The following is a 19,676-nucleotide window of genomic DNA, read 5'->3' as shown; positions in this document are numbered from 1 at the left end:
CAGCGAGCGAGTCAAAGGTACTGCGCCGCTGCGCATCACGGAGCCGAGCGAAAGCGAGGCGACGTCATGAGCAAGCCGCGGCGCGATCCGGACCTGGTCCGGGCCTATGTGCGCACCGGAGGGCGTACGCGTCCCACTCGCGAGCTGGACCTGGTTACTTTGGTCCTGACCGCCAAAGATCCACTCCCCGGCGCGTCGCCCGATGCGCGCCGGGTCATGGCCCTGTGCAGCCGTCGGGGTGCGCTGTCGATCGCCGAGATCGCGGCGTATCTCGACCTCCCGCCGTCCGTCGTGAAGATCGTCGCGTCCGATCTCATGGACGGCGGGCACCTGGTCACTCCCACCCCGGCCGAGTCCCTGCCGGAGATCGCTCTGCTGGAGGAGGTACTCAATGGGCTCCGTGCTCTCGCCGTCTGATCGCGCCGTCGACTACGTGCCGGAGACCGTGACCCGCTCGGTGAAACTGCTGGTGGCCGGCAATTTCGGCGTCGGCAAGACCACGTTCGTGAGCAGCGTCTCGGAGATCAAGCCGCTGCGCACCGAGGAGACCATCACCGAAGCCAGCGTCGGCGTGGACGACATGGCCGGACTGCCCGGCAAATCGCAGACCACGGTCGCGATGGACTTCGGCCGCATCACCCTCAGTCCCAAACTCGCGCTCTACCTGTTCGGCACTCCGGGCCAGCAGCGTTTCGTCCCCTTGTGGGAGGAGCTGGCCCGCGGTGCCCTCGGCGCGCTCGTCTTGGTGGACACCCGCCGCATCGAGAAGTCCGACGAGGTCCTCTCGGTGCTCGAGGAACGCGGCGTTCCCTATTCCGTGGCGGTCAATCAGTTCGAAGGCGCGCGGCCCTACCCGTTGGAAGAGGTGCGCGATGCCCTCGACCTGGAACCCGGCACACCGCTGACGCTACTGGACGCGCGTGATCGAGGCACGTGCCTGCGTTCACTGATCACGCTTGTCGAATTCTTGTTCCACCGTTTGGAGTCTCGCATTTGACCACGCCACAGTCCTCGACCTACCCGCCACACCTAGCCACCGGCGCCTGCCCGGTCGCGCACGGATCGCCGATCGACGCCGACGGTCCCAGATTCCCGCTCTACGCGGAGGATTTCGCGGCCGACCCGCACGGGACCTACCGGGAGATGCGCAGGCGCCATGGATCGCTGGTCCCGATCGAGCTGTCGCCCGGTGTGCCCGCCACGCTGGTGATCGGCTATCAGGAAGCAGTGCGGATCCTCAACGATCCCGAGCACTTTCCCGCTGATCCCCGCGTCTGGCAGAAGAACATCCCCGAGGACTCGCCCATCCGTCCGATGATGGAGTGGTATCCGAACGCCCTGCGCAACAGCGGCGCCGCGCATGCCCGCTACCGGGGCGCCTACACCACGAGCATCGATGCCATCGACCTGCACGAGGTGCACTCGATGGTCGAGCGCATCGCGATTCCGCTGATCAATACCTTCATCGAGGTCGGATCCGCTGATCTGGTGACGCAGTACGCGTTCCCGCTCGTCTTCGAAGTTCTCAACCGGATCGTCGGCTGCTCGACGGAACTGGGTCAGCGGGTCGCCACCGGCATGGCGATGCTCTTCGACACCGTGGAGGCGGCCAAGGGGATGCAGATGCTCTCCGAGGCCCTGATGGAGTTGATCCATCAGCGCCGCGCGGAGCCGGGCGACGACGTCACCTCCGGGCTGGCGCATCACCCGGCCAATCTGAACGACGAGGAGATGCTCTCCAACCTGATCAGCCTCTACGGCGCCGGAATCGAGCCGCAGCAGAACCTGATCACCAACACGCTGCTGCTGATGCTCACCGACGACCGTTTCGGCGGCGACGTCCTCGGCGGCAGCCTGTCGACGCGCGACGCGCTGGACGAGGTGTTGTTCAACGACCCGCCGATGGCGAACTTCTGCATCACCTATCCGCGTCAGCCCATCCTGATCGACAACACCTGGTTGCCCGCGCATCAGCCGGTCATGGTCAGCCTGGCCGCCTGCAACAACGACCCGGCGATCCGCGGCGGCGACCGCACCGGCAACCGCTCGCACCTGGCCTGGGCCGTCGGACCGCACGCCTGCCCCGCGAAGTCGGTGGCGTCGGTGGTCGTGCAAGAAGCCATCGACCAGCTGCTCGACGCGCTTCCCGAAATGCAGTTGGCCGTGCCCGCGGATCAAGTGGTCTGGCGGCCCGGCCCGTTCCACCGGGCGTTGGCGGCCTTGCCGGTCGTCTTTCCGAAGTCCCCTCCCTTGAACTTGGTGTAAGGAGAAGCGTCCCGATGTCGCAAGAGCCGATAGTCTTGGATCTGACCGGTTCCGATATCCAAGGCGAGGCCGCGCGGCTGCGCGAGCGTGGGCCGGTGGCCCTGGTGGAACTGCCCGGCGGGGTGCCCGCGTGGTCGATCACCGATGCCGTCGTGCTCAAGACCCTGTTGGCCGACGCGCGCGTGTCGAAGGATCCCCGGCAGCACTGGGCGGCGTTCATGAACGGCGAGATCACCCAGGAGTGGCCGCTGCACCCGTGGGTGGCCGTCGACAACATGTTCACCGCCTACGGCACCGAACATCGCCGGTTGCGCAAGCTGGTCGCACCGGCGTTCACGCACCGCCGCACCGTGGCGCTTCGACCGCGCATCGAAGCGATCACCGCGGACCTGCTCGACGGGCTGGCGGCGACCCCGAGCGGTGCGGCCGTCGACCTGCGCGAGGGCTACGCCTATCCGGTGCCGATCCAGGTCATCACCGAGCTGATGGGCGTGCCCGACCATTTGGGCCCCGGCGTACGGAAATGTGTCGACGGATTCTTCGACACTTCCTTCGGGCCGGAGGAGGCCCAGGCCAACTATCTCGAGATGTACCGGCTGATCAGCGAACTCGTGGCCTACCGGCGGGAGACGCCCGGCGACGACATCACCAGCGTGCTGATCGCCAGCCGGGACGAGGAGGACGGCTCACAGCTGACCGAGAAGGAACTCGTCGACACCCTGATGCTGGTCATCAACGCCGGGCACGAGACGACGGTGAACCTGCTCGATCAGGCCATCTTCGCGTTGCTCACCCACGCCGACCAGCGCGCCGACGTGATGGCGGGCCGGATTCCGTGGTCGGACGTGGTGGAGGAGTCGCTGCGCTTCGAGGCGCCGGTGGCGCACCTGCCGCTGCGCTACGCCGTCGAGGACATCGATATCGCCGGTGTCCGCATCCCCAAGGGGGAGGCGATCCTGGCCTCCTATGTGGCGGCCAACCGCGATCCGAAACTGCACGGCGCCACCGCGGGTGAGTTCGACCTGCGGCGGCCGACCAAGGATCATCTGGCCTTCGGTTACGGCGCCCATCACTGCCTGGGCGCGCCGCTGGCCCGGCTGGAAGCCGAGATCGCCCTTCCGGCCATCTTCCGGCGTTTCCCCGACATGCGCCTCGCGACCGATCCGTCCGAGCTGGGCCCCGTGCTCAGCTTCATCTCCAACGGCCATGCCGAGCTGCCGGTGTTCCTGGAGGCGGCGCGGTAGTCCGGTCCGGACGAACATCTCGATCCACCCGGCACGGGCGCTCGGACGGCCCGTGCCGGGCAGAGGTGTTCCACCGCAGGCGCGCGCACCCGGAACCCAAGCCCATCGCGCCGGTTCGGCGCACGAGATATGCTCTGCCGCAGTGCAATTCGGCGTAGAGTCGAATTCGCGAAGCTCACATGGCAATCGGGTCCCGAGACCACGGGACGCGGGTCGTGTGCTTACCCTGCTCGTCGAACGTTCCGACCTTGGAGTCACGTTTTGACCCACCCACAGTCCTCGACATCGTCCTCCTCCAGCGGCTGCCCGGTCCGGCACGGCTCACCGGTCGGCTCCGACGACCCCCGCGTCGCGCTGTATTCGGACGATTTCGCATCGGACCCGCACCGCGTCTATCGCGAGGCGCGCAGGAGATACGGTTCGTTGGTGCCGGTGGAACTGTCGCCAGGCGTGCCCGCGACATTGGTGATCGGCTACCACACCGCGCTGCGCATCCTGAACGACCCCGACCATTTTCCCGCCGATTCGCGGACCTGGCAGCAGACCGTGCCCAGTGACTGCCCGGTCCTGCCACTGCTCGAGTGGCGTCCGGCCGCGATCCGCAACACCGGCCTGGAACATGCCAGGTATCGGCAGGCCACCGTCGCGGCCATCGACGAGATCGACCAGTTCGCGCTGCACAACACGGTGGAGCAGATCGCCGTTCCGCTGATCAACACCTTCTGCGGCGAGGGCTCGGCCGATCTGATCGCGCAATACGCCTTTCCGCTGTCGTTCGCGGTGATCAACGCCATGCTCGGATGCCCGCTGGAAATCGGGCAGCGGGCGGCGATGGGGATGGCGGCGATGTTCGAAGGCGTGGAGGCCGAGCGGGGCAACGCGATGCTGAACGACGCGATGGCGGAGTTGGTGGCGCTGAAGCGGTCCCATCCCGGCGACGACATCGTCTCCCGGATTTTGGGCCATCCCGTCGATTTCAGCGACGCGGAGATGACCCAGCAGGTGCTGATGCTGTATGGCGCGGGCATCGAGCCGGAGCAGAATCTGATCGTCAACACCCTGCGGCTGATGCTCACCGACCCGCGGTTCGCCGGCGGCATTCTCGGCGGCAGCTTGTCGACCAGGGACGCGCTGGACGAGGTGTTGTTCACCGACCCGCCGCTGTCGAATTACTGTGTCACCTTCCCACGGCAGCCGATGCTCATCGACGGCGTCTGGCTACCCGCGCACCAGCCGGTGGTCGTCAGCATGGCCGGCTGCAACGACGACCCGGCGATCAACACCGGGAAGTACACCGACAACCGGGCTCATCTGGCCTGGAGTGTCGGGCCGCACACCTGCCCGGCCCGTTCGGTGGCCTACATGATCGCGCAGGACGCCATCGATCAGCTGCTGGACGCGCTGCCCGAGATGCGGCTGGCCGTCCCCGCCGAGCAGCTGACCTGGCGGCCGGGTCCGTTCCATCGATCGCTGACCGCCCTGCCCGTCCTCTTCCCCGAATCGCCGCCGCTGCCCGTCTTCTGGGATCAGCCGGAGGGGAGTTCTGTGCCGTAGTCTCGCTCCGCCCGGCGTGCCGACGCCGTCGCATCCGACCAGAAGGAGGTTGCCGCTCAGAGGTCGTCGTGCACAGCTGATGAGGGTGTGCGCCGGCCTGTCACCGATTCCCCCGCATCACGTCGACCTACGCCGTCGCGGCGCGCACGCGCCGGGCGATCGCGTTCGTCGAAATGTTCGTTCCTCTGGAGTTTCGTCTTTGACCACGCCACATTTCCCGCCGTCCACATTCGCGAACGGGTGCCCCGTCACGCACAGCTCGCCGATCGATAGCAGCGGCCCTCGCTACCCGTTGTACTCGCAGGAATACGCCGAGGATCCGCACCAGGCCTACCGCGAGATGCGCAGGCAGTACGGTCCGCTCGTGCCGGTCGAACTATCGCCGAACCTGCCCGCCACGCTGGTGATCGGCTACCACACCGCGCTGCGTATCTTGAACGATCCCGACCACTTCCCGGCCGATCCGCGCACCTGGCAGAAGGACGTTCCCGGCGAGTGCCCGGTCCTGCCGATGCTGGAGTGGCGGCCGAACGCGCTGCGCAGTTCCGGCCTGGAACATCTGCGCTACCGGCAGGCGAACGTCGCGAGCATTGCCGGGGTAGATCTGCACGCGCTGCACGGAACCATCGAGCAGATCGCCATCCCGTTGATCAACGCGTTCTGTGAGGACGGTGCGGCCGATCTGATCAGCCAGTACGCGTTCCCGCTCAGCTTCGCGGTGCTCAACGCCATGATCGGCTGCCCGGCGGATATCGGCCAGCAGGTCGCCACCGGCATGGCCGCCATTTTCGAGGGCGTGAACGCGGACAAGGGCAACGCGATGCTCACCGACGCGCTGTTCGAACTCGTGCAACTCAAGCGCAAAGACCCCGGTGACGACATCACCTCGCGGCTGTTGCGGCACGAGGCGGGCCTGGACGACGTGGAGATGATCCACCAGCTGGTCACGCTCTACGGCGCCGGTATCGAACCGATGCAGAACCTGATCGTCAACACGCTGCTGCTGATGCTCACCGACGAACGGTTCGCGGGAGACTTTCTCGGCGGGAGCCTTTCGACCCGCGACGCCCTCGACGAGGTGTTGTTCAACGACCCCCCGATGGCGAACTACTGCGTCAGCTATCCCAAGCAGCCGATCCTCATCGACGATGTCTGGCTGCCGGCGCACCAGCCGGTCGTGATCAGCATGGCGGGCTGCAACAACGATCCCGCGATCGGTGTCGGTCAGCGCACCGACAGCCGCGCGCATCTGGCGTGGAGCGTGGGACCGCATGCCTGCCCCGCCCGATCGGCCGCGTACCTGGTGGTCCAGGACGCGATCGATCAGATCCTCGACGCGCTGCCCGAATTGCGCTTGGCCGTGTCGCCCAGCCAGTTGAACTGGCGGCCGGGCCCGTTCCACCGCGCGCTGGTGTCGCTGCCCGTGGTCTTTCCGAAATCCCCTCCGCTGACCGTCTTCTAAGGAGTTCCCGATGGACACACAGCCCCTAGTTCTCGATCCGACAGGCGCCGACATCCAGGGTGAATCCGCGCGAATCCGCGCGCGCGGGCCGGTGGCCCTCGTCGAATTGCCGGGCGGTGTGCGGGCGTGGTCGGTCACCGACGCCGATCTGCTCAAGCGGTTGCTGGCCGATCCAAGGGTGTCGAAAGACGGCAAGCAGCACTGGCCCGCGCTCATCAACGGCGAGATACCCCAGGACTGGCCGCTGTTGCCGTGGGTCGCGGTGAACAACATGTTCACCGCCTACGGCGCGAACCACCGCAGACTGCGCAAACTCGTCGCGCCCGCGTTCACCCACCGCCGCACCCAGGCGATGCGCGCCATGATCGAGCAGATCACCGCGGACCTGCTGAGCGAACTGGCGGCCACACCCGCCGGCGAAGCGGTGGACCTCAGGGAAGGCTTCGCCTACCCGCTGCCGATCCAGGTGATCAGCGCGCTGATGGGCGTCCCGGAGTCCCTGAACGCCGGTCTGCGTACGTGCGTCGACGGTATCTTCGACACTTCGCTCGGGCCCGAGCAGTCGCAGGCGAACTATCTGGAGATGTACCGGATCCTCGGTGAGCTCGTCGCCTACCGGCGTGAAACGCCCGGTGACGACATGACCAGCCTGCTGATCTCGCACCGGGACGAGGACGACGGCGAGCAGCTGGCCGAGCAGGAGTTGATCGACACGCTGCTGCTTGTCATCAGCGCCGGGCACGAGACCACGGTGAACCTGTTGGATCAGGCCGTCTTCGCCTTGCTGACCCACCCCGACCAGCTCGCCGAGGTGACCGGCGAGCGGGCGACCTGGACCGACCTGATCGAGGAGGCATTGCGCTACGAGGCGCCCGTAGCGCATCTTCCGCTGCGCTTCGCCGCCGACGACATCGAGATCGACGGACTGCGCATCGCCAAGGGCGAGCCGATTCTCGCGTCCTACGCCGGGGCCAACCGCGATCCGAAGCTGCACGGCGCCACCGCGGGCGAGTTCGACGTGCGGCGAGCGACGAAGGAGCACATGTCCTTCGGGTACGGGGCGCATCACTGCCTGGGTGCGCCGCTGGCCCGGTTGGAAGCCGAGATCGCCCTGCCCGCGCTCTTCCGGCGCTTCCCGAACATGCGCTTGGCGGCCGGACCCGATGAACTCGGCACCGTGTCCAGCTTCATCTCCAACGGACACGCGAGGCTTCCGGTGTACCTGGAGCCGGCCGACTAGCGGCGGATGCGCGCCCCCGGTCGCGGACGGGGGCGCGCGGCGGCCGTTCTCGCGTGCTCGCGCGAGAGCGGTTCTCCCGCGGCGCACTTGACGAAGCGGTGGTCCGGGGCCGAGAGTGCGCTGATGGTTTCCACCACCGAGGTGGCCGGCGCTACGCTGCGCAAGGTCACGATTCGCCTGGTGCCCTTTCTCGGGCTGCTGTACTTCGTCAACTATCTGGACCGGGTCAACATCGGGTTCGCCGGGCCCAGCGGTATGAAGACCGACCTCGGTCTCACCGAGACCGCCTTCGGATTCGCCTCTGGCATCTTCTTCGTCGGATACCTCCTGCTCGAGGTGCCGAGCAACTTGGCGCTGCACCGGTTCGGCGCCCGGCGCTGGATCGCCCGGATCATGGTCACCTGGGGTCTGGTGGCCACCGCGATGGCGTTCGTACCCGACGCCGGCGTGCTGTACATCCTGCGGTTCCTGCTGGGTGTGGTGGAGGCGGGCTTCTTTCCCGGCATCCTGCTCTATCTGACCTACTGGTTCCCGCAGGCGCAACGGGCGCGGATCGTGGCGTTGTTCATGACCGCGGTACCCATCTCCACCGCGCTGGGCGCGACGATGTCGAGCCTGATCATCCAGTACGGCGACGGGGTCTTCGGGCTCAGCGGTTGGCGGTTCATGTTCTTGGTCGAGGGTCTGCCCGCCATCGCGCTGGCGGTGGTGACTTGGTTCTACCTGACCGACCGTCCCGAGCGGGCGAGTTGGCTGGCCCCCGCGGAAAGGGAATGGCTCGCGGGCGAACTCGCCGCCGAGCAGGCCGCGCTGCGCAGCGCCGAGCACTGGACTCTGCGTCGTGCGCTGACCCATCCTCGGGTGCTCGGGCTCGCCTTGGTCTACGGCGGCATCGTCTACGGCCTCTACGCGCTGGGCTTCTTCCTGCCGACGATCATCGACGGCTTCCAGCAGCAGTACGGCACGCGGTACTCGGTGGTGCAGCGCGGGCTGATCAACGCGGTGCCCTACCTGATCGGGGCGATGGTGATGGTGTGGTGGGGGCGGCACGCCGACCGGACCGGCGAGCGCGTCTGGCACGTCGCGCTGCCCGCGCTGCTCGGCGGCCTCGCCATTCCGGCGGCCCTGTACCTCGGCGATCCGTTCGCCGCGATGGTCGCGGTGACCGTCTGCGCGGTGGGCGTGCTCGCGGCGCTGCCGACGTTCTGGGCCCTGCCCGGCACCTTCCTGACCGGTGCCGCCGCGGCGGGCGGCATCGCGCTGATCAACTCGATCGGCAACGTCAGTGGTTTCGTGGCGCCGTACGTCACCGGTGGGCTGAGGGACGCGACGGGAAGCCAGCGCGCCGGGCTCTGGGTGGTGGGGCTGTGCATGATCGCCGCCGCCGCAGGCGTACTCACCCTGCGAGGGCGCGCAGGCGACGTTCCGGTGCGCCGCGAGCCGGAGCCATGATCCGCCGGCAGCGGCGCTCGCTGCCGGGTCCGGCACCGCTGAACCGGGGGCGACGGGGCAGGTCGACCGCCGAGTGCACCGGTGCGCTCGCAATGTGGCGACCGCCACCATGCGTTTTCAGTGTCGGCGCGTAAGTCGTTGTGGTGGACTATCATCCACGGGATGTAGACCGGAATGAGCCGATCTACACGGGCCGTCACCCGGGCTTCCCACCCTTCCGGCTTCGCCGTCTCAGACGACCGGCCGCCGCGGTTGTAGGGTGAGCGCTGCCCGGTCCGGCATGTTTGCGCGACGGTCGCGCGGGCATCCGGGGAAGACGTTGCATCACGCTGGGAGGACCGATGGCTACCGAAGACCGGACCGCAGTGTTCGACGCGGTGGTCGCGGCGGCGGACTATCCCGTGCTGCTGGTCACCGCGCAGGCGGATGGCCGGCGCGCCGGTTGTCTCGTCGGATTCGCGACGCAGGTCAGCATCGAGCCGCGCCGGTTCTTGATCGGCCTGTCCAAGAAGAACCACACCTACCGGGTCGCGCAGCGCGCCGAGCGGCTCGCGGTACATTTGCTCGGCAGCGAACAGCTGTCGCTGGCGCGGCTTTTCGGCGGTGAGACCGGCGACGACATCGACAAGTTCGTGCACTGCGACTGGCACGCGGGTCCCGATGGCATTCCGGTGCTCAGCACGGTGCCCAGTTGGTTCTGCGCCCGCATCCGCGAGCGCTACGACTTCGGCGATCACGTGGGAATGCTGCTGGAACCCGAGGACGGCGACGTGCGGCGACCCGCCGCCGATACCCTGCATTATCACTCGGTGGCGGATCTGGTTGCGGGCCACGCCGTCTGAGGAGGTTTCCGGCGCCGACGAGCGCGCGGTCGCTACCTTCGTGCGTTCGCAAGATCGAAGCGCGCTGCGAAGGCGGACAACTCGTCGCGGGCGCGCTCCGGGTCGCCCGTACTCGCGCTCACGACGATGCGCGTGACGCCCTGTTCGGCCATTCCCTCGACCCGCTCGGCGGGCATGTCGATCGATCCCCAGCGGGTGTATTCGAACGTGCCGGGGTCCCGGCCCGCCGTACCGGCCGCGGCATGGGCGATCTCCAGCTGGGTGGCGCGTTCGACCGGCCCGAGCACCCCGCCCGGGAAGTAGCCGTCGCCGCGGGATCCGGCCCGGCGTGCGGCGGCGCGGCTCGATCCGCCGACGTGGATCGGCAGAGTTCCGTCCCCGGTGGGTTTCGGGTAACTGCACAGGTTCTCGAACCGGAAGAACTCGCCTTGGAAGCTCACCCCGTCCGCGCCGCCGGACCACAGGAGCCGGAGCACATCGATGGCCTCGTCGGCACGGCGGCCCCGGGTGGCGAAGTCGACGCCCGCGGCCCGCGCCTCGCCGGGCAGCGTGCCAAGGCCCACCGTGAGCAGGCGCATCCGGCCCTTGGACAGGACGTCGATCGTCGCCAGGCGTTTGGCGAGCACCACGGGATGGTGATAGGGCAACAGCAGCACCGCGGTGCCGAGCAGAATCCGATCCGTCGCGGCGGCCACGAAACTCAGCGCGTCGAGCGGGTCGGCGAACGGCACCGTCGGCGTGAGCTCCATCGGCCCGATCGTCGCACCCGGGTACAGCGCGACGTGCTCGGGCAGGTAGATCGCCTCGAATCCACAGCGTTCGGCGTGCTGGGCATAGGCGATCAGCCGATCCGGGTCGACGCCGAAGAAGGGGGTGCTGAAGCTGACCGCGAATCTCACCTCGGCTGCTCGATCCGGTCGAACTCGCAGGCCGCCGCGAGCCGGTCGTTCAGATGACGACGCACCTGCGCCAGCCGTTCCATATACGAATCGACCTCGGCCAGCTTGCGCCGCAAGGTGGAGACCGAGTCCGGGCAGACGTCTCCGGAGCCGTTGCCCGCCCGCAAGCAGGTGACGAACGGACGGATGTCGTCGAGATCGAACCCGGCGCCGAGCAGTTCACGGATCTTCGCCACGATCCGCACCTCCGCGTCGTCGTAGGAGCGGTACCCGTTGGCCGCGCGGCGCGGCCGCACCAAACCGTGTTCCTCGTAGTACCGCAGGGCCCGGGTGCTCGTGCCCGCCCGCTGCGCCAGTTCGCCGATGCGCATCCGTCCTCCTTCGCCGCCGTCACCGCCACGCTAAACCTTCTCGTCGACGTCAAGGCAAGCGGCCGAGAGCGCTGCCCGGCGTGGTCGCCCGAGCGTTACCGCGGTCGGCGAGTGTTCCGCTCCGTGGTGCGGCGCTCGACCAGGAACGCCGACATCGCCTCGGCGACCGCGGCGGGCTTGTCGAGCATCGAAAGGACGTAGGCGTCATCGATTTCGACCAGCCTCGCGCCGGGGATGAGTTCGGCGAGCCTGCGGCCGTGCTCGCGCGGCATCACCTTGCCCGCCGACGACCACAGGATCAGCGCGTCGCCCTGGAAGTCGCGCAATGCCTCGGTATTCGCGATCAATTCCGGCTTGCGGAATCCCGACTTGGTGTAGGCGAGCAGGTCGCGCCGAATCCGGGCATCCCGCAGCCCCGGTTCGGTCCAGCCGCGCACCAGCGCGTCGGACAGCGGGCGCCGCGCCATCCAACCGAACAGCAGCGGCGAGCGACGCAGCCATCGAACGCGCAATTGCCGCAGCGCCAGCGAAACGCCGCCCGGCAGATAGGTGGCGACGGTGGCCATCTTGCCCGGCAGGCCGGGCGGGAAATTGTCGAACGCCTCGCACGGCAGCACGATGAGCCTGCCGACGCGTTCGTCGAGCCCGTAGGCGGTGAGGAACAGCGCACCACCCCAATCGCTGTGCACGAGCGTGACATCCCGCAGATCCAATGCGGCGAGCAGATCGGCGACGAGTTGATTCAGGCCGCGCAAGCTCAGGTCCACCCCCGGGCGCAGCGGTAGGGGATGGGCGCCGAGCGGCAGGTCCGGCAGCACGTACCGGAAGCCGTCGGGCAGGGCGTCGATGACTTCGTCCCACACCGTGTGGTTCATCAGCAGGCCGTGCAGCAGAACGACCGGCGGTCCTTCGCCGCGCTCGACGTAGTGCACCCGGCCAACCGGTAGTTCGATAACGGGCATGTCCGCCTCCATTCGAGCGATCACTCTAGAGTAGTTGCTCTAGTCTGGAACGGTGACCGAGAAGATGTCAACCAGCACCCGGGAACGCCTCGTCACCGCGATGGCCGAGCTGATGCGGACGCAGGGCTACGCGGGCACCAGCGTCAAGCAGCTCACCGTTGCCGCGAGCGCGCCGATGGGGTCGCTCTATCACCATTTCCCCGAGGGGAAACCGCAGATCGCCGCCGCGGCGCTGCGCACGTCCGGAGCCGCGTACCTGCAGTTGCTCCCGCTGCTGTTGGACGCCGAAGAAGACCTGCGCCAGGCGATCCCCGCCGCGTTCGCGTCGGCGGCCGAGCAGATCGAACAGACCGGCTGGATGAACATGTGCCCGGTCGGCACCGTCGCGGGTGAGGTCGCCGACAGTGAACCCGGGCTGCGCGAAGTCGCCGCCGAGGTCATCGCCTCTTGGATCGACGAGGGCGCCGACTACTTCGTCCGCCGCGGCTTGCCCGCGCCGGACGCCCGCGAGTTCATCCTCGCCGTCCTCGCGGCGCTCGAGGGCGCTTTCGTGCTCAGCCGCACCCTTCGCTCGACCGAACCCTTGCACGCGGCCGGCCGGTCGTTGCGCGCCCGCATCGAGCAGATGCTGAACGGGGTGGGCGAATAGCAGATCAACAGTCCGCCATCATCCGAGTCCCTCGCGGCGAATCCGGCCCGAACTGATTCGACATCATCGGCGCGAGGGCCTGCGGCGCGCAGGCGACCAACGGGCGTGATCACGAAAACCCGGGTTGACGACTCGTGGGTCTTCTCCGGTCTCGAGAATATTTCCGATGGACTCGACATTGGCCGTGAGCATCGCGCGGAAGGACTCCTCGGTAGCGCCCGCCGCGTGCGGCGTGACGAGAAACCTGGTGTCGCCCAATGCCATCAACCCGAGGGGATCGTCTTCCGCGGAAGGCGCGGGCACGATGTAATAGCCGTCCATGGCAGCGGCCGCGAGGCGGCCGTCGAGCAGCGCGGCTCGCAGCGGCGCTGGATCCACGAGCTCCGCCTCGGAAGTGTTGAGCAGAATCGCACCGGGCTTGACGGCAGCCAGTTGCGCTTCACCGATCATCCGGGCCGTCTGCGGGCCGGATGAAGCATGGAGACTGATGACATCGGACTCGGCGAGCAACTCGGCCAGCTCGACCCGGCGAGCGGAGATGGTCTGTTCCAGTTCCGGTTTCGCTGTTCGGCTCACGTAGACCACGCGCATCCCGAACCCATCGGCCGCCATCCGGGCGACGATAGCGCCGATGGTCCCCATTCCGACGATGCCGAGCGTCTTCGCATGAAGGTTGCGCCCCTTGCTCCCGGGCCATCGACCGGCCTTCGTTTCCCTCGTCAGGTCCGTGATCCGGCGCCACGCGTCGAGCATGAGACCGATCGTGAATTCCGCGACCGCACGGGCGTTGGCTCCTGGCGCGTTGGTCACCGCGATTCCCGCCGCGGTCGCTGCCGCGGTATCGACGTATGGCTGATACCCGACACCCAGGAACGCTATGACTTCGAGGTCGTCGGCAGTGGACAACGCGGCGGCGGTCGCGCGCTCCACACCACCGAGAATGTATGCGTCCTTGCCGACCAGGGCGCGCGCCAATTCGGCTTCGGACAGGTCGTAGCGACGAACATCGACTTCGAGATTCCGCCGTCGCAGCCATTCGATATCGGCCGGTGTCGGGTCGGCCCCGGTCAGCAAGGTGCGATAGCGGCTCGATCGAGCGCTCATCGTCACGCTTCTTTCGCGGTGAGCCGGGTTGCGGTGTCGCGCAGCAGCCGCGCGCCCTCCAGCACCAGTCGCGGGTCGCGGGCCAAGGCGACCCGGACGAACTCTCGCCCGCGCTCCGGCTGATTCCAGTAGAAGTTCGTTCCGGGTAGCACGTGGACTCCCTCCCGAATCGCCTCGTGGACGAAGCGCTCGCAATCGCATCCCTCCCGCAGGCGCAGCCAGTCCACCGAAACAGGCGACCGCAAATCGGTGAGGAATTCTAATTCGCCGTCCGGAAGAATCGACCGGAGGATATCCCGGTTCTGGAGTACAAAAGGAAGGATGCTGTGCTCAACCCCATTCTTGCAGCTGTCCTCGATGAATTCCGTCAGCACCCGGATATGGAAAGGGGAGACGCTCTGCAACAGGTCGTCGTGCAGCCGGTACATGTCTTTGTACATATCCGGACTGCATACCGTCAATCCGACTTTGATCTCACTGGTCGGCCAGGTCTTTCCCGTGTCTTCCAGCACGATATAAGAGACTCCCGATTCCTCCAGGATCTCGTACTGCGACCAACCGATGGGTTGCGGCGAGAAGAAGCGGAATGAGGCGTCGAGGACCAGGGTGCAACGACGGTCGACGCAACACTGGACCAACGTTCTGAACTCCGCTTCCGACAGCGTCCATCCGGTGGGATTGTTGGGCGAGACCAACCAGATCACCGCAGGTTCGAGCCGGGCCATCGCCGCTGGCAGGCGTTCGACGGTGCAATCTTGTTCCGGCAGCGGTACGAGCTCGACATCCTCTCGGCGCAAGATCGATGAAATGTTGTCGAAGACCGGCTCGATCAGGGCGACTCGCTTGCCCGCGCGAGCGCAATGACTTACCACCATCGTTATCGCGGATGATGCGGAATACGACAGCATATATCTGGACACATCTGCGTGCATCGGCTCGCCGGCCAGATGCAGGAAAGCGGCGAGGAACGTTTCCTCCAGATCGGATTGCGATTGCTCGCGCGCCTCGTGGAACAGCTCCGGGAACCGCTCGACGATGTCGTTCTGCGAGGCCGTCAGCGGTTGGCGGCAATGGGCATCCGAAAGGTTTACGGCTCGATCGAGGCTGCGCCGCTCATAGGTAGTGCTGGTAGTGTGCCCGAGCGGGTTCGGAAGATTCGAGCAGTGCGTACGAATAGATGTCACAGTTGATAAACCTTCGAGATGGTAGTTGCATGCTGATGCGTGTGGTTTCTGGGCGTATCGGATGCTCACTCGGCGAAAAGCGAAATCCGGACAGCCGGTAGTCGGCGAGACCCGGAGTTAAACCGGGCGCCCGCTCCATGGCGAGTCTTTCCGCTCGTGCGGTGACGGAGTTTCGCTCCAAGGTGTCGGGAAGCGTTGCCCGGTCCGGACGGCGTCGACGGCTTCGGAATCCATGGATGGTACGGCCGCGATTTGCGTTCGGTTTCGGTGTCCGGGAACGGGAGCGTCCGCATTCTTCTCGGAGGTGTCATTTCCGTCGGGCCTGGCGTCGAGGGAGCCGTAGAGATCGTCGCCGAGGACGGCGTCCACTATCCGCCTTGTCGTGGTGACGATGAGTTCTCGACTCACTTCGTCGGGCGCCCCGGGCGTGGGCGCGGCACGCGCCGCGATCCGGCCCAGCCCGATTCCCGCACCGATGCCGATCACGGTCGCGGAGAGGAAGCCGCCTGACGAACCGGCGAAGTCGACGGACTGGCTCGCCAGAATGCTTCCCATGGCCACGCCCACCCACATCAGGCTGAAATGAAAGCCGAGGGCTTCACCGAGTGCGTCTTCGGAGACAACGGCATTCATCCGATCGGTGCTGGCCGGGAACACGGCACCGGCCAGCACGCCGACGATGAAAACGGCTATGGCCAGCGAAACCGGCCCGGTTGCCAAATTGCAAGGCACCACGCCGACTCCGAGGCCGACCAGCAGGACATACGGCGAGATGGTTCTGGAGATCGCGCCGTAACCGTACCCACCGACCACCGCACCGGCTGCGCCGATGGCGAGCACCAGCCCGATCGACTTCTTGGCGTGGAAATCGTGCATGGCCGTGATGACACTCAGTTCCTCCGCACACAGGACTGCGGCAGCCGCGGCGTACCCGATATTCGGGGCCACGAACCCGATCTGCAACCAGAGTCGGTGTGGGGTACGCCGTGACACTCGGCTCGGACCGGTTCGCAGCGGTGGATTCAGTCGCAACAAAACGACCCCGCAACCCACGGCCACCAATCGGACCACGAGCAGCACTACCCCGGTGTCCCAGATACTCATCGCCGCGACACCCAGCGGCGGCCCGACCAGTAGCGAGATATCCGCGGTCACCTCGTACGCGGCGAGCGCCGGTCGCCGCTCGCGTTCGGTAGTGGCGACCGTTATGGCCTGTTTCGCGACGTTGATGATCGGGATCTCGAACCACGCTGCCAACGCCGCAAGCAGTAGCAACAGCGGAAACGGGGCGAATGGCGCGACCAGCCAACAGATCCCGTTCACCACGATCGCCGGCGCCAGGGTGGGCCGCAGGCCCGAGCGATCCAGTCGCGGGCCGCGCTGTAGCTCGGTGCCCGCCATGCACAGGTAGACCACGGTGCTCAAGAGGCCCGCGGCGCCGTACGAGAGGTCCAACGTGTGCCGCACATGCATGACCAGCAACAGCGATTGGGAGTTGAGAACAGTCCGGAACAGCAGACTGAACAAGATCATATTGCATACTGTTCGATTTGCCAGAAGCTCTCGGTAGGCTTTCACCCCCACTCACCTCTCGGGGCGGGAATCCTGCTCCGCGAGAACCGCCATCTTCGACAAGTCATTCATCGACACGCAATGCTAGGCGACGGATGTCGTCTCGAGCAGATCGCACAACTCCGGGATGGCGACAGAGACAGCGTGCGCGAATCGGCGCAAGGACTGTTCGATGCCCCCGGCTGCGCTGAGGTGGATGTTGACACCGCCGGGCTGAACGAGGTAGCCGATCCCGATGCATCGATCGGCTGTCGGCCCGAAACCGAAGAATCGAACGTTGATCGATGACACAGCACTCGTGCTGAGATAGTCATCGCGCAGAATTCGCCAACCAGGAGATTCGTGCAGCGCCAGCGGCTCACCGCCGTGGTGGCGCTGGATTCGCAGTAGCTCCGCGAGGTGCCGTTCGGGAGCACGCCCCGCCTGGCAGTCTCTGGTGTGAGCGACGTGTACGGCCGCGGCGGTGCGCAGCGCTTCGGCCCGAGCGGTGGCCGTGGCGGTCTCGTCGTTCATCAACGCGACGAAGCGAACGACTTCGGGGGTGACCACGCGGAGGGCTTCTGTGCGGCCGTGGCGGTAATGCCGCACGGCAACGGATTCATAGGTGGTGCCGAGCAATCCCCTGGACCGCTGATGAGCGAGTTGGAAAGCCATCTGTACCAGCGCATCCGGTGATATCCCGAGCCGTTTGGCCGTGTCCGAGCCGAAGCCGTCGAGCGTGACGACCTCCGTGGCGGTCTCGCCCGCTTGCTCGGCGAAGTCGGCCGAGGCTTGCCGAACCGCCTGCCGGACAGTTTCGTCGAGACGGAATTCGAGCGGGGATATCGCGGGCGCCCGTCCCGGCTTGTCCGCCGAGACAGCTGTCGCACTCGCCACAACCGCGTCGCACAAGCCGGCCACGGTGGTTCCGTCCAGGCCGGACTCCTCGATGTTGACGCCCGAGCGACCATCGGCGAACACGATGAATGTCAACGCTTTGTCGTACCAGCGGTTCCCGCCGTCGCCGTGCATGAGCCGGTTACAGGCAGCGAGTTCGTCTCGGGGCGCGAAGTCGTCGAGCGCGAGGCAGAACAGCGCCGTTTCGATCGTGTCGAACGCGGCGACGTTGTCCGGATGTTCCATGAGGGCCTGGCGAGCCCTCGCCCAAGCGGTGCGTGGTCCAGTCGTCAGCGCACCCGGCGACACCTCCCCGGCCGGATCCGCTCTGCTGATCGCGTCCAACCCGGCGATCAGGTCCTCGATGGAATGCGGGGTACCGTCGGCCGCGACGACGTCCATTCGGAACGCATGACTTCGGAAGAAGACGACGATGTGCCGGGCCGTCGACGGGCCGGGCTCGGCGGCGCTGTAGGCGGAGCGCACGGTGTCGCACTCGATGCCGGGGATCCTGGTGGTGGAGAACAGGCGCCTGTTCTGATGCATGGACAGTGGACGGCCGCGCAGCAGCACAGGCGCTACCATCTCGGCGTCGAGTTCGAATTTGTACGCGGCGGTACGGAAGATCAGTTCGGCGGCACGTTCGAGTTGCCCATGCTCCGAGTCCGGGAACAGAAAGAAGGAATTCGCGTTGTACGCGATACTGTCCCGATAGCCGAGATGGCGAGAGTGCCAGAATGCGTCGAGCCAACTATGGACGCCGGGTGTCCGATCGAATCGCTCGATCTCGCTTTGCCGAGTCCGCGCCGCACTGTCCGGCGCGAGGAACTGCTCCACGGCCGCTTTCGTGGCAGTGAGTTCCTCGTCGGTCAGCAACGGCGAGCACCTCTCGAGAAACCGTTCGCACGTTTCCTCCAATGTCGGGATGGGAAGTCGCGGCAGCTGCTCATCGTAATCGTATGTGCTGACGGACATCTCGGTGGCGAGTTTCTCGGTCACCGTGAGAGTGTCTCATCGCTACCGCAGCAACTGACTCCAACGGTGGGAATGCCGGATGAGCCTTTTCCGCGAACAGTGCGTGGATCTTCGGGCTGGAATCACCGCGGTCGACCGGGCGGTGCCGCCTCGCGAGCGCGGAGCGAACCTTCGGTAGCGGAGGCTCGACCGGAGCCCGGGCACGCCGGTTCCCACCGCTGGAGACGGCTCGACGACAACAACGAGACATGCCGCAGCGCAACGGATCCCGCTGATGGCGACTCGCGGACCGGAACCGACGTCGGAGGCCGTCATGGCCACCTCCTGGTCGCGTACGCCGAAGCGGTCTGTCCGAACGGCAGATGCACGCTATCGGATGGCTCGAACCATGCGCTCCCCGAGTGTGGGGAGCGCAACGGACCATAAACCAGACGGAATCGGACAAAAACAGACGAAAACGGATCGCAATATGCATTGCCGCAGTGCGGCTTTCGGGGCCTTAATGGTTACAGCCGGGCAACCAAAAGGTCGAGCACCCCCCGGTGCAGGTAGTCAACTCTGAAAAGGGGCAATGCCATGCCTACTATCACTTCGGTATCGCCGACCACCGGCCCGACTTCGGGGGGTAACAGTGTGGTTATCACCGGAACCGGATTCACCGGGCCGACCACGGTGCGATTCGGTGGGACCGCAACAACTTTCACTTTGGATTCCGATACGCAGATCACGGCGATCGCTCCGCCCGGCACCGGAACTGTACAGGTCACCGTTGCCAATGCGGGCGGAACCAGCAATGGCTTTCCATACACCTACGTCGTGCAGCCTCCTGTGGTGTCCTCGGTCATTCCGAGTTCCGGGCCGTCGACCGGTGGAACCGTGGTTTTGATCGTCGGAACCGGCTTCACCGGAGTTACTTCGGTCAACTTCGGCGCCACGCCGGCCACGTTCTTCTTCGGGATTTCCAGCACGCTGATAATCGCGATCGCTCCGCCGGGAACGGGTACCGTGCCGGTCACCGTCACCAC

Annotated in this window: 17 protein-coding genes and 1 pseudogene; 11 read left to right on the top strand and 7 right to left on the bottom strand. The window is 66.5% G+C overall.

The genetic code is table 11. The annotated features are described in order from the left end of the window. Positions 1 to 66: 66 nt before the first annotated feature. The 9 genes from ABZ803_RS18990 to ABZ803_RS18950 all read left to right on the top strand — a co-directional run bounded on the left by ABZ803_RS18990 (position 67) and on the right by ABZ803_RS18950 (position 10,059). Positions 67 to 417 carry a DUF742 domain-containing protein gene (locus ABZ803_RS18990; RefSeq protein ID WP_039805398.1) on the top strand — a complete coding sequence of 117 codons (351 nt, stop codon included), beginning with the start codon at positions 67 to 69 and terminating at the stop codon, positions 415 to 417. After that, entirely contained in the window at positions 392 to 997 is a 606-nt protein-coding gene (locus tag ABZ803_RS18985) for an ATP/GTP-binding protein (protein WP_040866287.1), read from the top strand. The genes ABZ803_RS18990 and ABZ803_RS18985 overlap by 26 nt, the downstream gene beginning before the upstream one ends. Further along, complete coding sequence (locus tag ABZ803_RS18980) at positions 994 to 2,265, top strand: cytochrome P450 (RefSeq protein WP_357039492.1); 1,272 nt, start codon at positions 994 to 996, stop codon at positions 2,263 to 2,265. The genes ABZ803_RS18985 and ABZ803_RS18980 overlap by 4 nt, the downstream gene beginning before the upstream one ends. A gap of 14 nt (positions 2,266 to 2,279) precedes the next feature. Further along, positions 2,280 to 3,509 (top strand): cytochrome P450, encoded by a 1,230-nt coding sequence (locus tag ABZ803_RS18975; protein ID WP_357039489.1) that lies wholly within the window; start codon positions 2,280 to 2,282, stop codon positions 3,507 to 3,509. 261 nt (positions 3,510 to 3,770) lie between these two features. Continuing rightward, entirely contained in the window at positions 3,771 to 5,063 is a 1,293-nt protein-coding gene (locus ABZ803_RS18970) for a cytochrome P450 (RefSeq protein ID WP_357039486.1), read from the top strand. 199 nt (positions 5,064 to 5,262) lie between these two features. Beyond that, positions 5,263 to 6,525 carry a cytochrome P450 gene (locus ABZ803_RS18965; protein ID WP_357039483.1) on the top strand — a complete coding sequence of 421 codons (1,263 nt, stop codon included), beginning with the start codon at positions 5,263 to 5,265 and terminating at the stop codon, positions 6,523 to 6,525. 10 nt (positions 6,526 to 6,535) lie between these two features. Beyond that, on the top strand, positions 6,536 to 7,765 hold the full coding sequence (locus ABZ803_RS18960; RefSeq protein ID WP_357039480.1) for a cytochrome P450: 1,230 nt from the start codon (positions 6,536 to 6,538) through the stop codon (positions 7,763 to 7,765). A gap of 123 nt (positions 7,766 to 7,888) precedes the next feature. Next, complete coding sequence (locus tag ABZ803_RS18955) at positions 7,889 to 9,217, top strand: MFS transporter (protein WP_357039477.1); 1,329 nt, start codon at positions 7,889 to 7,891, stop codon at positions 9,215 to 9,217. A 341-nt stretch (positions 9,218 to 9,558) separates the two neighbouring features. Further along, on the top strand, positions 9,559 to 10,059 hold the full coding sequence (locus tag ABZ803_RS18950) for a flavin reductase family protein (RefSeq protein ID WP_357039474.1): 501 nt from the start codon (positions 9,559 to 9,561) through the stop codon (positions 10,057 to 10,059). A 32-nt stretch (positions 10,060 to 10,091) separates the two neighbouring features. On the opposite strand, the gene ABZ803_RS18945 is transcribed toward ABZ803_RS18950, so the two are convergent. The 3 genes from ABZ803_RS18945 to ABZ803_RS18935 form a co-directional block, all read right to left on the bottom strand. After that, positions 10,092 to 10,958 carry a TIGR03619 family F420-dependent LLM class oxidoreductase gene (locus ABZ803_RS18945; protein ID WP_357039471.1) on the bottom strand — a complete coding sequence of 289 codons (867 nt, stop codon included), beginning with the start codon at positions 10,956 to 10,958 and terminating at the stop codon, positions 10,092 to 10,094. Further along, the gene (locus tag ABZ803_RS18940; RefSeq protein ID WP_040866293.1) at positions 10,955 to 11,329 is read right to left on the bottom strand and encodes a MerR family transcriptional regulator; all 375 of its coding nucleotides are present in this window, start codon (positions 11,327 to 11,329) and stop codon (positions 10,955 to 10,957) included. Before ABZ803_RS18940 ends, ABZ803_RS18945 begins: the two co-directional genes overlap by 4 nt. A gap of 95 nt (positions 11,330 to 11,424) precedes the next feature. Next, entirely contained in the window at positions 11,425 to 12,291 is an 867-nt protein-coding gene (locus ABZ803_RS18935; protein ID WP_357039468.1) for an alpha/beta hydrolase, read from the bottom strand. A gap of 52 nt (positions 12,292 to 12,343) precedes the next feature. Between ABZ803_RS18935 and ABZ803_RS18930 the strand changes: the two genes are divergently transcribed. Next, a complete protein-coding gene (locus ABZ803_RS18930; protein ID WP_357039465.1) occupies positions 12,344 to 12,940 on the top strand; it encodes a TetR/AcrR family transcriptional regulator in 597 nt (198 codons plus the stop codon). A gap of 63 nt (positions 12,941 to 13,003) precedes the next feature. Here the strand turns inward: ABZ803_RS18930 and ABZ803_RS18925 are convergent, their stop codons facing one another. From ABZ803_RS18925 to ABZ803_RS18910, 4 genes are all read right to left on the bottom strand, one after another. Next, complete coding sequence (locus ABZ803_RS18925) at positions 13,004 to 14,044, bottom strand: NAD(P)-dependent oxidoreductase (RefSeq protein WP_357039462.1); 1,041 nt, start codon at positions 14,042 to 14,044, stop codon at positions 13,004 to 13,006. 2 nt (positions 14,045 to 14,046) lie between these two features. Next, on the bottom strand, positions 14,047 to 15,228 hold the full coding sequence (locus ABZ803_RS18920) for a pyridoxal phosphate-dependent aminotransferase (RefSeq protein ID WP_357039459.1): 1,182 nt from the start codon (positions 15,226 to 15,228) through the stop codon (positions 14,047 to 14,049). A 117-nt stretch (positions 15,229 to 15,345) separates the two neighbouring features. Beyond that, the gene (locus ABZ803_RS18915; RefSeq protein WP_357039456.1) at positions 15,346 to 16,761 is read right to left on the bottom strand and encodes an MFS transporter; all 1,416 of its coding nucleotides are present in this window, start codon (positions 16,759 to 16,761) and stop codon (positions 15,346 to 15,348) included. A gap of 123 nt (positions 16,762 to 16,884) precedes the next feature. Continuing rightward, positions 16,885 to 18,675, bottom strand: coding sequence for a choline/carnitine O-acyltransferase (locus tag ABZ803_RS18910; protein ID WP_357039453.1), 1,791 nt, complete (start codon positions 18,673 to 18,675; stop codon positions 16,885 to 16,887). A 552-nt stretch (positions 18,676 to 19,227) separates the two neighbouring features. On the opposite strand from ABZ803_RS18910, the pseudogene ABZ803_RS18905 reads away from it, so the two are divergent. Next, positions 19,228 to 19,653 (top strand): annotated as a pseudogene (locus ABZ803_RS18905) (IPT/TIG domain-containing protein); the annotation flags it as partial. Positions 19,654 to 19,676 lie beyond the last annotated feature (23 nt).

The sequence above is a fragment of the Nocardia sp. NPDC047648 genome (assembly GCF_040642815.1).
GTDB lineage: Bacteria > Actinomycetota > Actinomycetes > Mycobacteriales > Mycobacteriaceae > Nocardia > Nocardia gamkensis.
Note: the sequence above shows the minus strand (reverse complement) of the source record. Positions and strands in the feature narration are given on the sequence as shown.

What these genes read in the sequence shown, in the direction of transcription:
- ABZ803_RS18915 (WP_357039456.1), bottom strand. Translation starts at nt 16,761, where the DNA reads ATGATCTTGTTCAGTCTGCTGTTCCGGACTGTTCTCAACTCCCAATCG.
- ABZ803_RS18960 (WP_357039480.1), top strand. Translation starts at nt 6,536, where the DNA reads ATGGACACACAGCCCCTAGTTCTCGATCCGACAGGCGCCGACATCCAG.
- ABZ803_RS18940 (WP_040866293.1), bottom strand. Translation starts at nt 11,329, where the DNA reads ATGCGCATCGGCGAACTGGCGCAGCGGGCGGGCACGAGCACCCGGGCC.
- ABZ803_RS18950 (WP_357039474.1), top strand. Translation starts at nt 9,559, where the DNA reads ATGGCTACCGAAGACCGGACCGCAGTGTTCGACGCGGTGGTCGCGGCG.
- ABZ803_RS18935 (WP_357039468.1), bottom strand. Translation starts at nt 12,291, where the DNA reads ATGCCCGTTATCGAACTACCGGTTGGCCGGGTGCACTACGTCGAGCGC.
- ABZ803_RS18975 (WP_357039489.1), top strand. Translation starts at nt 2,280, where the DNA reads ATGTCGCAAGAGCCGATAGTCTTGGATCTGACCGGTTCCGATATCCAA.
- ABZ803_RS18955 (WP_357039477.1), top strand. Translation starts at nt 7,889, where the DNA reads ATGGTTTCCACCACCGAGGTGGCCGGCGCTACGCTGCGCAAGGTCACG.
- ABZ803_RS18925 (WP_357039462.1), bottom strand. Translation starts at nt 14,044, where the DNA reads ATGAGCGCTCGATCGAGCCGCTATCGCACCTTGCTGACCGGGGCCGAC.
- ABZ803_RS18985 (WP_040866287.1), top strand. Translation starts at nt 392, where the DNA reads ATGGGCTCCGTGCTCTCGCCGTCTGATCGCGCCGTCGACTACGTGCCG.
- ABZ803_RS18990 (WP_039805398.1), top strand. Translation starts at nt 67, where the DNA reads ATGAGCAAGCCGCGGCGCGATCCGGACCTGGTCCGGGCCTATGTGCGC.